General features: G+C 46.3%; 8 protein-coding genes and 1 tRNA gene. 7 read left to right on the top strand and 2 right to left on the bottom strand.

The features are described from left to right. Nucleotides 1-17 precede the first annotated feature (17 nt). The 4 genes from NFR28_RS05265 (at nt 18) to NFR28_RS05280 (ending at nt 9570) form a co-directional block, all read left to right on the top strand. On the top strand, nt 18-1403 hold the full coding sequence (locus tag NFR28_RS05265) for a glycosyltransferase (RefSeq protein WP_251178776.1): 1386 nt from the start codon (nt 18-20) through the stop codon (nt 1401-1403). Next, entirely contained in the window at nt 1393-2820 is a 1428-nt protein-coding gene (locus NFR28_RS05270; protein ID WP_251178777.1) for a DEAD/DEAH box helicase, read from the top strand. Before NFR28_RS05265 ends, NFR28_RS05270 begins: the two co-directional genes overlap by 11 nt. A gap of 82 nt (nt 2821-2902) precedes the next feature. Further along, complete coding sequence (locus tag NFR28_RS05275) at nt 2903-5878, top strand: PD-(D/E)XK nuclease family protein (protein WP_251178778.1); 2976 nt, start codon at nt 2903-2905, stop codon at nt 5876-5878. Beyond that, nucleotides 5875-9570 carry a UvrD-helicase domain-containing protein gene (locus NFR28_RS05280; protein ID WP_251178779.1) on the top strand — a complete coding sequence of 1232 codons (3696 nt, stop codon included), beginning with the start codon at nt 5875-5877 and terminating at the stop codon, nt 9568-9570. Before NFR28_RS05275 ends, NFR28_RS05280 begins: the two co-directional genes overlap by 4 nt. A gap of 221 nt (nt 9571-9791) precedes the next feature. Here the strand turns inward: NFR28_RS05280 and NFR28_RS05285 are convergent, their stop codons facing one another. Beyond that, entirely contained in the window at nt 9792-10760 is a 969-nt protein-coding gene (locus NFR28_RS05285; RefSeq protein WP_251178780.1) for a glycosyltransferase family 2 protein, read from the bottom strand. A gap of 120 nt (nt 10761-10880) precedes the next feature. Here NFR28_RS05285 and NFR28_RS05290 point away from each other — a divergent pair, with 120 nt between their 5' ends. Continuing rightward, on the top strand, nt 10881-11300 hold the full coding sequence (locus NFR28_RS05290; protein ID WP_251178781.1) for a GtrA family protein: 420 nt from the start codon (nt 10881-10883) through the stop codon (nt 11298-11300). A gap of 55 nt (nt 11301-11355) precedes the next feature. Here NFR28_RS05290 and NFR28_RS05295 read toward each other — a convergent pair. Then, nucleotides 11356-11431, bottom strand: a tRNA-Arg gene (locus NFR28_RS05295). 91 nt (nt 11432-11522) lie between these two features. Between NFR28_RS05295 and rlmD the strand changes: the two genes are divergently transcribed. Continuing rightward, on the top strand, nt 11523-12905 hold the full coding sequence (gene rlmD / locus NFR28_RS05300; protein ID WP_251178782.1) for a 23S rRNA (uracil(1939)-C(5))-methyltransferase RlmD: 1383 nt from the start codon (nt 11523-11525) through the stop codon (nt 12903-12905). Between the two features lie 218 nt (nt 12906-13123). Continuing rightward, nucleotides 13124-13657 carry a peptidylprolyl isomerase gene (locus NFR28_RS05305; protein ID WP_251178783.1) on the top strand — a complete coding sequence of 178 codons (534 nt, stop codon included), beginning with the start codon at nt 13124-13126 and terminating at the stop codon, nt 13655-13657. Nucleotides 13658-13663 lie beyond the last annotated feature (6 nt).

The following is a 13663-nucleotide window of genomic DNA, read 5'->3' on the forward strand; positions in this document are numbered from 1 at the left end:
TAGGTTATTATTAGTCTATGACTAATTCATCACACGAAGAACAACATGCCGTATTAACAAGTGAGACAGCTGGTACTGATCACGAAGAATCACTCGCTCAAATAGCGTCTGATTCATCATGCGAAAAGCCACTTGTCATTGTTGCTCATGCATCGGTTGGCTCAGGTCACCGGAGTGCGGCTAATGCAATTGCGCAAGCACTTAAATTACAACAAGAAGAATTGTGTTCCAAAAAGGTTGACACCGTAACAGGGGATATTGAAGCTGACAATCTTTTGCGCGAAGCTGAAATAGAGGTAATTGATATTCTTGACTTTGGTCGTGTTGTTTTTGATGGCAACAAGACCGCGTCGCTTTTTACAGGAGCCACTCGTCCAATTTATGATTTAACCTGGCGATACACGCTAACGGGCAGAATCCTTTGGTCAGGTGGTACTATCTGGTCGCGCATTATGTATGCTCCGTTTACTGAGTATGTACGCATGCGAAAGCCGGTTGCAATTATTTGCACGCATATTACAGCGGCAAACGCTGCGGTGTCGGCGCGAATGCTAACTGGTCTGCGTTTCCCTATTATTGCGGTGCCAACTGATTATGAGACAGAAGGTCTATGGCCTCAACTCTCCTGTGATATTTTTTGTGTTGCTAATGAGTTTATGGCCGAAACGCTTCGTCCAAGAAAGATTCCTGAAGAGCGCATTTTGATAACTGGCATTCCAACGCGCGAAGATTTTCGTCGAGAGTTGGATCGTGACAAGATTCGCGAAACCTATGAGCTTCCTCAGGACAAGAATATTGTTCTAGCTTTGGCGGGTGCCTACCTTCCGCGACCTTATGTGCATTTTCGTGCGGCGCTTGATAAAACACTGCCGTACTTGCATCTATTTGATCCGACACTCCATTTTGTTTTTGTTGCTGGTCAAGATAAAGAATATGCACGTCATCTGCAGACGCAATGTCGCGAATTAGGGCTGACAAATGTCACAATATTTAACTATGTTGAAGATATGGCTGCCCTGATGGCCGCAAGTGATCTGGTGATCTGTAAATCAGGAGGTCTTACAGTTACAGAGTGCTTATGTGCTAAGGCGCCGATGATCTTGTTGGGTAAGGCATATGGCCAAGAGAAGGCCAACGTCAACATGCTGACCGGAAGCGGTGCGGCACTCCATGTAACAACCGCGCGCGAGCTGCTTGATACGCTTCGCCATTATGCTTACAACCCCGAGATGGGTAAAGCAATGCTCATCAACGGCTCATATTTGCGAAAACCAAATGCCGCGCGTGATATTGCTGCGGTTTCCATGGAACTCGCAGCGCATCCTAAAGATGAAACAGATCCTATTTTTCGCAAACATTTCCTCAAGTTTTATTGGGGTAGAAAGCCGGCCCATGTGCGCTAATCAATTTAAGAACTTAGGGTTATCCGACTCTGTGCTAAAGGCATGTGACTCTCTCGGATATACCCAACCGACTCCTGTGCAAACACAAGCAATTCCGTATGTGCTGGCAGGTGAAGATGTTATGGCAGAAGCAAAGACTGGGTCGGGTAAGACCGCGGCTTTTGCTTTGCCTGCCCTAGATGCATATCCTGCAATAAAGGGTTCTAAACCAAGCATTTTGATAGTGACACCAACGCGTGAGCTGGCATTTCAGATTGCTGAGGTGTGTCAAGTGATTGCGAAGTCAACGCATCATCGTGTTGTTGTTGCGGTTGGGGGAGTGTCTGACAAGCCACAAAAGGCCCAGATTAAGCGTGGGGTTGATGTGCTAATTGCAACGCCTGGCCGCCTGCTTGACCTGATGTCGCAGAAAGCGGTTTGCCTCACAGGCGTGGGGCTTTTGGTCCTTGATGAGGCGGATCGCATGCTTGACATGGGGTTTTGGCCAGACGTGAGAACGATTATGGGAGCGCTACCACCAGCTCGGCAAACGTTGTTGTTTTCAGCAACACTTAAAGACGCGGTTTTTGATATGGATGAAGTCTTTGCTCGACAGCCGAAGCGCGTGTCGGTTTCTCCGGAGACGCGCACTACTGACCAGGTTGAACAATATAAGCTTTTGCTTCCCCAGGATGTAAAACCGCCTTTTTTACAAGCCTTTCTTTCCGAGCATACAGGGAAACGCATTATTGTATTCGCGCGTACGAAAAATCGTGTGGACACGATATTTCGCCGCTTAAGTAGAGCCCACATTACGGTTGATCGGCTGCATGCGGATCGTTCGCAGAACCAACGACAGCGTGCTCTTTCAGCCTTTGCAGAAGGTAAAGTGGAAGTTTTGGTGGCAACTGATGTCCTTTCGCGCGGCATTGATGTGCAAGATGTTGACTGGGTAATTAATTATGATTTGCCGCGTCAGGCTCAAGACTATGTGCATCGCATTGGTAGAGCGGGACGAGCAAATGCAAAAGGAAATTCGCTTACTCTTATAACGCCAGATCAGGAATTGGAGTTTCGTTCTTTGGAGCGTTATTTGGGGGGTACCATTCAGGAATTAGCGCTTCCGTTTTTTAATATGGATGAGGCTACCAAGATTGCCCAATCTCGTGCGATACGCGCGCAAGATAGGCGTGATCCGGAAATACAACAGGCAAAAAAGGAATACAAAGCGCGGGCGAAGCGCAAGCAGCGTGTCAAAGAACCCGCACGTCAAGCGCATGCAAAGCCGCAAAAAGCAAGTCGTTTTAGCAAGTCGAGCAATACAAAAAAGCGGGTCTCCCCAACAAAGCAACGCTCATCTGGTGCTCAGGGAAATAATCGCCGGAAACAATCAAAGCCATCGCATGGGACAATAAAGGGACAAGCAAAACGCGGATAATGAGTAGAATAAGCAATTCATAGAGTTATGGCTTTTCGTAGAGCTCTCCTGTTTTATTAAGTAAGGATGCATGGTGCCCAAAATGCCTACAATCAATACCAAAACAGTTGCAAATCAAACAGAGCTTTTGACGTCAGTCAAAGAACTACTTTTGAATCATGAACTTACCACCGGCGCAGTGAACTATGTCTTTGTGCCGCACGCTTCGTATAAGACGCTCTTGCATCAGGAATTGGTGGACTCTCAGGCTGAGGTTGGAAGTAGGGTTGTCACTTTTGATGAGTGGATTGAAGATAGGTGGGAGCTTTTTGGAGATGGTCGTGTGTTGGTTTCGCCCTTTATTCGGCTTCTCCTTCTTACGGAAGTAGTAGCAGGTCGTTTGGGCCATAAGGCAACAGATGGTATGGTCACCTTATTGGGAAAGCTCATAGGTCAGGCCTATGTTGACTTACTAGAGCGTGCTCAAGATCCTCAATGGAGCGTCTCGCTTACTCCTGAACAAAGTGAAATACTTGAATGCCTTTTTGCCTATCAACAAGAACTCGTGCGGCAGAATTTGTGCGAGATGAATGAGGCGTTGTATTTATTAGCGAAATCCTCTCCTTGTCCTTCATTGGTTATATGTGTAAGTGATGAGCAGCTTTCCTTTTCTCAACGTTGCTTTCTTGAGAATTTGGCAAATGAAGCACATGTTGTGAGCTTTGTGAACGCGTGCACCCAGGCAAGCTTACTTGCTGCGCGCAATGAAGAACTTACTTGTCTGCTCAACCATCTTTTTAAGAACAATGAGAAGCCGTTAGAACCTCATGGCGCTATTGAGTTTTTGTTGCCTTTAGGACGCTATGCAACACCTGTGCTTATGGCGCAATCAATAGTTCGTGCAGTTACATTGGCACGAGGTGAAGATAAAGCGGTGAAGGGGTTATTGCATGAGCATCCAGCAGTATGCGTAAGCATGAAAAACCCTCGTCAGTTATATGATCATCTTGCTTCTGTTCTTTATGACCAAGGAATTTCATCTCAACTAAGTGATTCGGTGACGGTGGCTCAAACAGCTCTTGGCCAGGCTTTAGGGAATCTCGTTGAGCTTTTTTATGGTACCGGCAACATCAGTGGTGCAATTCCTACCGACTATTTATTAGGCGGCTTTTCGGGGGTTTCGCCCGCGAAAGCGCATGAATTAAATGCCCAATGGCGGCTAAACCGCGTACTTACGATTAGTCAAATATGTTCAGATTTAAAAAATGCATCGGTAGTATCTGAACAGATTGTCGCTTGTTTTGAGCAAAAAGACTGGCGGGGTCTCTGCGATTTTGTGGAAAACTTCCTTAAGCAACGTAGTGATCAAACGGATTCATGGGTCACGTTGCAGCAAAAGGTGATAACCCGCGTTCGGCTTTTTATTGAGACGTGTCTCATGCTTGGTAGGCAGCCTGAGAACTACTGGGATTTACTCAATCGTTGTAAGATTCCATATACTATTCAAACTAATTTAGTTGATAGCAACGAACAAAGCGTTGCTGATGTAGCTTTTACAACGCTTGAACAAACTGCGCAAGCTGCAGAGTGTACATATGCATCTTTAATCATTGGAGACCTGAGTGCCTCCCAATATCCTGTAAGAATAAGAGAGGATAGCGCCGATGTGCTCTTGTGCATGTTTGGGCTCTCGGCGGAAAGAGACGCACTCACAGAGGCGCGCAGAAACTTCTTTCAGGCTCTCTCAAGTGCGCGTAATACCCTCACGTTTGAACGAGTTTTGTTCGATGAAGCATCTGATGAAGCTTATCCGGCAGTGATGTTTGAAGAGGTGGTTGATTGTTATCGTTCGTCTGATGCTTTCGATGTTTCAATCAATAAGCAGACAGGGTTGCCGCTTATTTTGGACGCGGTAACATATATGCAACCCGAAGAGGAAGTCTATAAGCAATCGGAGCTCTTTACTCTTGAAGGTAAGGACTCAGCTTTGAAGCGCTGTATGCAACCCCAAAGAAGTTGGTTGTATGCGTCGCGCAAGACCCCTCATGTCCAAAACGTTGATCTGGTAGTTTTGCCTCGCGTACACTCAGACAGCAAAGATGAACATGCTGGTGTACTTCCTTGTTTGTCGGCATCAGCGCTTGAGAGCTATTTGGAGTGTCCTTATAAGTGGTTTGCGTCGCGACGTTTAGGTCTAGATGGGATTGATGCAGATTTCGGTCCCCAAGAAATAGGTACATTTGCTCATGCGCTCTTTAAGCTATTTTATGAGACATTTCAAGAATCGGGACATGCTCGTGTGACACCCGAAAACCTTTCAATTGCTCAAGAGTTATTGGATGAGCTTTTTGAGCAGCAAATTGCGCATGAAGCGAGCAAAGACCCCCATGAAAGACCTTTGATTGCAAGAAGCGAAGTTGAGCGTTTAGAACTTTATGATTTAAAAACAAAACTTCTTTCTTCTCTTGAGCGTCAATCGCGTCTTCTTCCAGGCTTTCAACCTCGGTATTTTGAGTGCGCTTTTGGCATGAGAGGGATTGAGCCAGTTGAATATGCAGGGTGCATGCTTAGGGGCAGCATTGACAGGATTGATATTAACGATGCTGGTCAGGCAGTAATAATAGATTATAAAAGCTCAATTGGAAGTGCATATCAATTGAGTGCGGGATCACGCGTTTGGCAAGCATGTGATTTGATGTTGCCAAGCAAAATACAATCACTCGTTTATGCGCAAATTGCTCGAAGAGCTCTCAATTTAGATGTGGTTGGGGCGCTCTATCTCTCATTTGGAAACGCTAAAAAGGATGCCGATTCTCTTGCTGGAGCCTTTGATCATCATGCACTTGGACCAGTGGATCTTTTGGGCTTGTCAGCAGATAAGGCTGCGGTTCCCAGTGAGGCTTTGAGTGAGTACGACATTCAAAGCTTTAATGAACTCCTGGATTATGTGGAAGCGGCTATTGAAAAAGCAGTTCAATCCATGCTTCAGGGTGAGATTTCGCCACATCTCCGTGCTCAGCACGATAAAGTCTGCACCTATTGTCCTGTTATGTCATGTGAGTTAAGGGATGAACGATGAATCTGAGCACTTGTACACCAGATCAAAAAGAGAGTATACAGTGCGTTAATCGACCGCTGTTGATTTCTGCTGGAGCTGGATCAGGAAAGACGTTTACCTTAACCCAGCGCATTGCGTATGCTTTGTTACCTGAGTCTGGACCGGTAGCCTCTGATATTGATGAGATTTTGGCAATCACCTTTACTGAAAAGGCTGCAAGTGAAATCAAGGCACGTGTAAAGCGAACGCTTCGCCAAGAAGGGCTTAATCAAGAAGCACTCAAAGTTGATGGAGCATGGATTTCAACCATTCATGGTATGTGTTCGAGAATATTGCGCGCACATGCGCTTGAAGCAGAGCTTGATCCCGAGTTTTCGCTGTTGAGTGAAGCGGAAGCACAGGAAATGCGAGATGACGCTATTAATGAACTCATTAGCTCGCAAGACAATAGAGCAGCAGGTGTATACGCTGATTTATTTGCTGAATATGGCACGAAGTCGTTTTCGTTTAATAGCACATCGGTGATGGAGCTATTGCAAGAACTCCTTTCGCAGGCGGCAAGCCTAAAAAGTGGGCTTGAAGCTATTCAGCTTGGACCAGAACCGCTTAAACCAAGTGAGCTCGTAAAACGCTATATGCTCAATTGCGAGGCATTGGAGGGAGTTCTTTCTGGCGCAAAGCAAACAAAAACAGTAGCAACCGCTTGTGCAAATATGGAGCAGTCCATAGGTGCCTGTCAGTTCTTTTTGCAAGAGCATCCAGAACTTTCGCGCGGGGCGGCATCTCAGGTGGATCTACATGCTATTCGTGCTGAGTATCTCAAAGTGGCTACCTTATTTGAGGGGCTTCCCTGGGTTTCGCTTGCAGGTGCAGGTTCTGCAAAGGAGCATTTTGAGACATGGCAAGCAGAAACCACTTTTCTCTATAACGAGCTACAGCTTGGTTTAGCGCGCCCTTATATGGAGCAGCTTATTTCTCTTGCAAGGCAGACAAAGGCGCTTCTTGATGCCAAAAAACGTCAGATCGGCAAGCTTGATAATGATGACTTGCTTCTTAAGACGCAAGAGTTGTTTGAGCGCTATCCCGCAATTGCTCAGCGTTATGAAAACCGCTTCAAACTTGTTATGATTGATGAGTTTCAGGATACTTCTCAATTGCAGGTTGATATGGTCTCGCGTATGTCAGGTGAGAATTGTGCACATCTTTGCACAGTGGGAGATTCGCAACAGTCCATTTACCGCTTCCGCGGCGCAGATGTGCAAGTATACGAAAACCATAAAGCAACCATGCGCTCTTCTGAGATTGATGCCAAATATATTGAACTCAAGAAGAATTTCAGAAGTCATCAAGATGTTCTTTCTTTTGTTGACTGTATTTTTTCCCAACCGCGTTCATTTGGGAAGAGCTTCATGTCTCTTGAGCCGCATCTGGAGCGACCTACTCGCTACGTCAGTGAAGATCCACGCATCAGCCTTGTTATGGTGACGCGCGAAGACAAAAGAGGAAGTATTTACAAATCTGTAGATGCAAGAGCCGAAAAAGCGCGTTTGATTGCTTGTCAATTGCGCAAATTGCAAGAAGCAGGGCACCGTGCAGGAGACATGGTTTTGTTGCTTGGAAAAATGACCTATGCTCACATGTATGCTCAAGCTCTTCGAGATGCTGGTTTTGAGTGCATTATCACAGGTGGTTCGTTGTTTGCAAGCGCGCCCGAAGTTCGTGTTGTAAAGCGTCTTGCTCAAGTGCTGGTAAATCCGCTTGATGGAGAAGCCCTTTTTGAGGTGCTTACTTCAGACATGATTAATCTTTCTGCCGATGAACTCTTAAGCATTGCTTCGCGGTTTGATGATGACACACAGCAGATGCATAAACAGCGTTTGGCGAAGGGTTTCGCACGTCTTGTACGTGCTGAAGAATCACATGATGGTGCGCTTGGTTTAGCAATAAGTCTTTTTCGCCAAGCTGAAGATGAAATGCCTATGCTTTCGTTTTCACGCGTGATTGCTCATGTCATTGTTCGTTCAGGTTGGCTTTGGCGTTTGGAGCAACAAGGTGCAACAGGAAAAGCTCAGAGCGCAAACATTTTGAAGGCACTGCGTCTTATTGAGTCAATTGAGCAGGACAAGCAGGGAGGTCCAGCGTTTTTGGCGGCGGAGTTTGCGGCAGAGTTGAGCAGTGCAAAAGAGGCTCCGGGTTCACTGAGTGGGTCTGGCGATGATGTTGTTAAGATTATGACTATTCATGCGTCAAAGGGTCTTGAGTTTCCTATTGTTGCCCTTGCTGAATTTGAGGCTAAGAGTCTGGCAGCTGGAAAGCTTGCATGCTTGCCAGGTGAAAACGGTCTTTATCTTTCGCTCGCAAGCGCAAAAACGCTTGACGCGTTTCCAACTCTAGCCAAAAACCTCAAAAACGGTAAAGAGAAGTATCTTATAGAGAGCAACAATATGCTAAGCGAGGCACATGAAATTGATACCCCGCAGAAGTGCCTCACATATGCCCACGATGCTTCCCAGTATCTCAATTTGCTCCAGCAGGTAGCCAGCGTTCAGGATGTAGCTGAGGCGCGCCGCAAGCTGTATGTTGGATTAACGCGCGCAAGTGAAGCGCTGGTGGTGGCTTTTGATGCAACATGGAAGGCAAAAGACGGCACGTATAATGCTGATGTTTTGGTGGATGATATCCGCTTGGCGCTTACAGAAGCAACTGATGTTTTCTTTGATAAAGACACGTATGAGTATGGTGGAACACAACCTGCGCAAGTCATTCGCACCGTGCTTAGTGAACAAGAGCAGTCTTGCGAGGGCGAAGCGTCTTGCAAGGAACCCTCTTCGGAGAGCATACCTGAGGACGATCAGCTTGATAAAAAACAACCTGATAGTGACTTGACGGCTGAACAACCAGATGAGTTTGTTGTTCCGGCGTTGCCTCTTGGTTTTGCGCGCCGGATGCGCACTCCGTATGAGCGTGGTCCAGTGTTTTCATATTCCTCAATTGCTGATCATGCTCATGGCGAATGTATTGGTGATGCGCACGAGATAACTGATGAGGATCAAGCGCCAATCAAGAGAGATGGCTTACCTGAAGAGTTGCAATCGGCGCGCGATCGTGAAAGTGTGTTGAGTGATTGCAGTGGAACTCTTGATGCGCATACGTTAGCTACCTTTTTTGGTAGTGCATTTCATAGGTGTGCGCAATATGCCATGGAAACTGGTAGGGTTCCTGATGGCGCACGACGTGAAATTATCGCTCAAAGCTACGGTTTGTCAGACGTAGGATACGAGCGTTTGTGCAGAGCTTGCGATCTTTATTTTAAAAGTGCGGTATTTAAGCAAACGCTTGAATTTGAAAACCACCAGGCTGAAGTGCCTTTTTATGTGCGTGTAGGAGAGGCGTACATGGAAGGTGAAATAGATGCACTGTGTTTTCATAATGCAGCTAAAACCGCTTTTGTGGTTGATTACAAAACAGGTGGCAGCCCAAAAGAGGATGCAGCGCAATTGCACCAAAAACATCTTTTGCAAGCAAGTTGTTATGCTTATGCGCTTTTAGACGGAGGGTTTGACAGTGTTCTTCTCAATTTTGTTCGCGTAGAACAAAGTGATGCAGAAGGCATGCCGCAAGTGGTGAGCTATGAGTTTAGTAACCAGGATAAGGAAGACTTGGCGCAGCACATTGAAAAGCAATGGAAGCAAGCAAATACGCAAACAACATAATTGAGGTAGGGAATAACGAATAAAACTGTAGTGTGTAAACTACAGGGGTAATATAGAGCCATGGTAGTATCTTTTTGGCGGAATTATACTTATGTAAAGAGTGGTCAAAAAGCCTGTTAAATCCACTATTCCGCTACTATATACCCCAATGAAAAGACACCCAGAATGAGGTGTCTTTTCGGTTTGTATTTCTGTTTATATGACGTGAATCAAAAGCTTGTTTAGAGTTTATTTTTCTTGCGATATTCATCATATGCTTGAATCACTAACAGCTCATATTGTTTACGTGTTCCTTTGACGACGGTATCCAAAATAAGTCCCGCCACAAAGAGCAGAATTCCAATGAAGACAAATGCAACAGCCAGGATTGCGGTTGGAATGCGTGGCACTAACCCTGTTTGAAAATACTCAGCAACAACCGGGATGCCAAAAATGAAACCAATGACTAAAAAAAAGACACTCAGCCAACTGAAAAGCGCTAATGGTCGGTAATCCTTAAATAGCGACAAAATCATAGCAAGCACTTTTGAGCCGTCAGAGATCGTGTTGAGTTTGGATTGACTTCCTGCGGGTCTGTCGCGGTAATCAATAGGAACCTCAATTATGCGCCAGCGTTTATCAACAGCATGAATGGAAAGCTCGGTTTCAATTTCAAATCCCGGTGAAAGTACAGGGATCGTCTTTGCGAATACTTCGTTAAACGCGCGATAACCAGTCATGACATCAGAAAATTGAAAGCCGTAAATGAGCTTTATGAGACGGCGTACGAGATTGTTGCCAAACCCATGAAATGCGCGATTGTTTTCTTCGCCGTATGAGCCGTTTGATAGTCGATCGCCTACTACCATGTCTGCCTGATCAGCCGCAAGTGGTTTGAGCAGATCAATTGCTGATTCCGCAGGATAGGTGTCATCGCCATCAACCAAGATATAATAGTCTGCATCTATATCTCGGATCATTTGACGGACAACATTACCTTTTCCTTGGCGCGATTCAAAACGCACAACCGCCCCATGTTCTTTTGCAATGGCTGCGGTGTCATCGGAAGAATTGTTGTCGTAAACATATATGGTAGCGCTTGGTAAAACGCGTTTGAAATCATCAACAACTTTGCCGATCGTTATGGCTTCGTTGTAGCACGGTATGAGCACTGCAACAGTTGCTTGCGGCAAGCTCACGGTCTCTTGCATGGAATTGCTCCTTAGGATCATAGATTGAAGCCTTAATCTTACTTGAGAGCATAACATTACGCTAGAATGAAGCAGATTATCCTTTGAATTTCAAAGATTTACCAGGTTGAAAGGTTGGACATGCAAAAGCTTATAGCGCAAATTATGAAGTTTGGCGTGGTTGGTTTGATTGCTTTTTGCATTGATTATGGGTTGATGGTCTTTCTAACCGAAGTAGTGTCAATTAATTATCTCGTAAGCGCCACAATTTCTTTTACCGCTTCAGTGGTATTTAACTACGTGGCCTCTATGCGTTATGTTTTTCGCCATAAAGAAGGCATGTCAAGGCGCAAAGAATTCGTGATTTTCGTTGTTCTATCCGTACTTGGCTTAGGGATTAATAACGGCTGCATGTGGATAGGTGTTGAGTTATGCGGGATCAGCTATCTTCTGGTGAAAATAGTGGCTACAGCAGTTGTCATGGTGTGGAACTTCGTAACTCGTAAAAAATTCTTAGACGCAGGAGATGAGCCCGGTGAAATACTTGAGGATATTGAATAAAAGGTTATGCGCTCAAGCATGAGGAAGCAAATACCACCTGATCAGGTAAAAGAGATGGTGCCCTTGACAGGAATTGAACCTGCGACTTTCTGCTCCGGAGGCAGACGCTCTATCCCCTGAGCTACAAGGGCACATAACCATTTATTATACGATACCTTACTGAGCTATGCGGTAGAATTTCTAAGGTAAGGCAGAGAACACCCTTGGCACAGGATGGATACTATGACGCAGTCATTAATAGAGCACGAAGCACCCGATAAACCACGTGAGACGATCACGCTTGAACGTATGAGTTACGGTCGTGATGCTATTGGGCGTCTGGCAAACGGTAAAACAGTATTTGTTGAAGACGGTGTTCCCGAAGACAGGGTAGAGCTGGAAATCACAAACGAAAAGGCTTCGTTTGCACGTGCGCGCATTGCACAAATCATAGAGCCATCGCCTGATCGTGTATTAAGTCCCTGTATATATGCGGGGGTGTGTGGAGGTTGTAGTTGGCAAAACCTTTCCTACGACCTGCAGCTTCGGGCGAAACGCGAAAACGTCATAGCAGCCCTAACGCGTACGGCGCATTTTGACAAAGAGGTGGCTCAGCTTATAGTGGCGCCGGTAATAGGTTCCCCAGATGAGTGGGGGTATAGAAATAAGCTCGAATTGGGCGTTACGCAAGATTCGCATGCAAAATTGCTGCTTGGCATGTACGGTGATGCAAGTCATGATCTCGTTCCAATTGCTTCATGTAAGCTCGCGCATAAAAAAATTCAAAATACTCCTAAGTCACTTCAGGGGGCACTGCGCTTTTTACAAGGCACGCAAGACCTTGGGTTGTTTCGTGTGGGTGTGCGGCATAGTAATCGTACTGGCGAATGCGAGGTAGCGCTGTGGACCCGACCTGGTGCTTTCCCGCGAGCTGCTGTTGTAAAAACGCTGAGCAGTGCGCTTGGATGTTCAAGCATTGTTCGCGTAATTGCCGAAGAAGGTAAGGCGCGCAAAGTAAAGCATGTTGAGTGTTTGGCGGGCAAAGGGTTTTGGACAGAAAAAATGGCAGGTGCACGGTTCGCCATTAGTGCACCATCGTTTTTCCAGGTTAACACCGCGCAGGCAGAACAATTGGTACGCAGTGCTGTTAATGCATTGGGCGGGACGTTTGAAGGAGAAACGCCGCGCGGATTATCTGGGATGCTTATCGGAGATCTTTATGCGGGTGCCGGTACGTTTTCGGTACAACTTGCACGCGCAGGCGCAGATGTGATTGCGGTGGAGTCTGCGGGTTCGTCAGTGCGTGATATGCGCCGCAATGCCGATATTAATAACGTTGATATTGAAGTAATTGGTGGCGATGCTGCGCGTGAGCTTCCTGAGCTTGGTGGCTTGGATGCGCTCATTGTGGATCCTCCGCGTGCTGGGCTGGCGGATGGCGTGGTTGAAAGCATTGCAGCTGCACATCCGCAAAAAGTGGTCTATGTAAGCTGTGATCCGCAAACCTGGGCGCGAGACGTTGCTCGTTTTGAGCATGAAGGCTATCGCTTGACGAGCGTGCAGCCAGTTGACCTCTTTCCGCAGACGTACCACGTTGAAGTTGTAAGTGCATTTGAGCGAATATAGTGCGGCGGTGATGCGCATTATGTTGAAATCGCTCAACGACTTGGCAACCTTATACCGTGTATGTTCTACGGTTTTTGGTCAGAGTTAGCGTGCGGCTGGTATACTTTTCGTTTGTATGTAGTGCATATGTGCGTTTTTGCTGCACTTAACTTCGCTTGAAAACAAGGCGAAGAGCGCTACGGTAAAAGACAAGTTGATTGAAAGCAAAGGAGCCTCGTATGGCCGTTTATACTCCTGAATATCAACCTACGGGTGAAGAAGTAGCTGTCATCAAGACCAATAAAGGCGATGTTCGCGTTAAGCTTGATGGAGCAGGAGCCCCGGTAGCGGTTGGAAATTTTGTCGAGTTGGCTCAAAAAGGTTATTACGACGGCATTAAGTTCCATCGCTATGTTCCGGGATTTGTTATTCAGGGTGGAGATCCGAACACGCGTGACTTGACGCGCGAGGATGTGGCCACCATGGCTGCAAGCCCGATGAGCCGCTTGGGAACCGGCGGTCCTGGCTATACCATTATTGATGAGTATCGTACGAATCCTCACAATGTGCATGAAGATGGTGCATTGGCTATGGCTCGCACTAATATGCCCAACTCAGGTGGTTCGCAGTTCTACTTGTGTTTAGGACCGCAACACAATCTGGATTCTGGCTATACGGTATTTGGTCAGACGCTTGATGGGTTTGATGTCATCAAAGAGCTCCGCGCTGGCGATGAGATTTTGGGCATTGATATTGAGAACGAAGCAGAATAGTAAACT

It is taken from the genome of Adlercreutzia agrestimuris (genome assembly GCF_943193125.1).
Classification (GTDB): Bacteria; Actinomycetota; Coriobacteriia; order Coriobacteriales; family Eggerthellaceae; genus Xiamenia; species Xiamenia agrestimuris.

Bases quoted from the DNA above. Each gene is read 5' to 3' on its own strand.
- NFR28_RS05265 (WP_251178776.1), top strand. From the start codon at position 18: ATGACTAATTCATCACACGAAGAACAACATGCCGTATTAACAAGTGAG.
- NFR28_RS05270 (WP_251178777.1), top strand. From the start codon at position 1,393: ATGTGCGCTAATCAATTTAAGAACTTAGGGTTATCCGACTCTGTGCTA.
- NFR28_RS05275 (WP_251178778.1), top strand. From the start codon at position 2,903: ATGCCTACAATCAATACCAAAACAGTTGCAAATCAAACAGAGCTTTTG.
- NFR28_RS05280 (WP_251178779.1), top strand. From the start codon at position 5,875: ATGAATCTGAGCACTTGTACACCAGATCAAAAAGAGAGTATACAGTGC.
- NFR28_RS05285 (WP_251178780.1), bottom strand. From the start codon at position 10,760: ATGCAAGAGACCGTGAGCTTGCCGCAAGCAACTGTTGCAGTGCTCATA.
- NFR28_RS05290 (WP_251178781.1), top strand. From the start codon at position 10,881: ATGCAAAAGCTTATAGCGCAAATTATGAAGTTTGGCGTGGTTGGTTTG.
- rlmD (WP_251178782.1), top strand. From the start codon at position 11,523: ATGACGCAGTCATTAATAGAGCACGAAGCACCCGATAAACCACGTGAG.
- NFR28_RS05305 (WP_251178783.1), top strand. From the start codon at position 13,124: ATGGCCGTTTATACTCCTGAATATCAACCTACGGGTGAAGAAGTAGCT.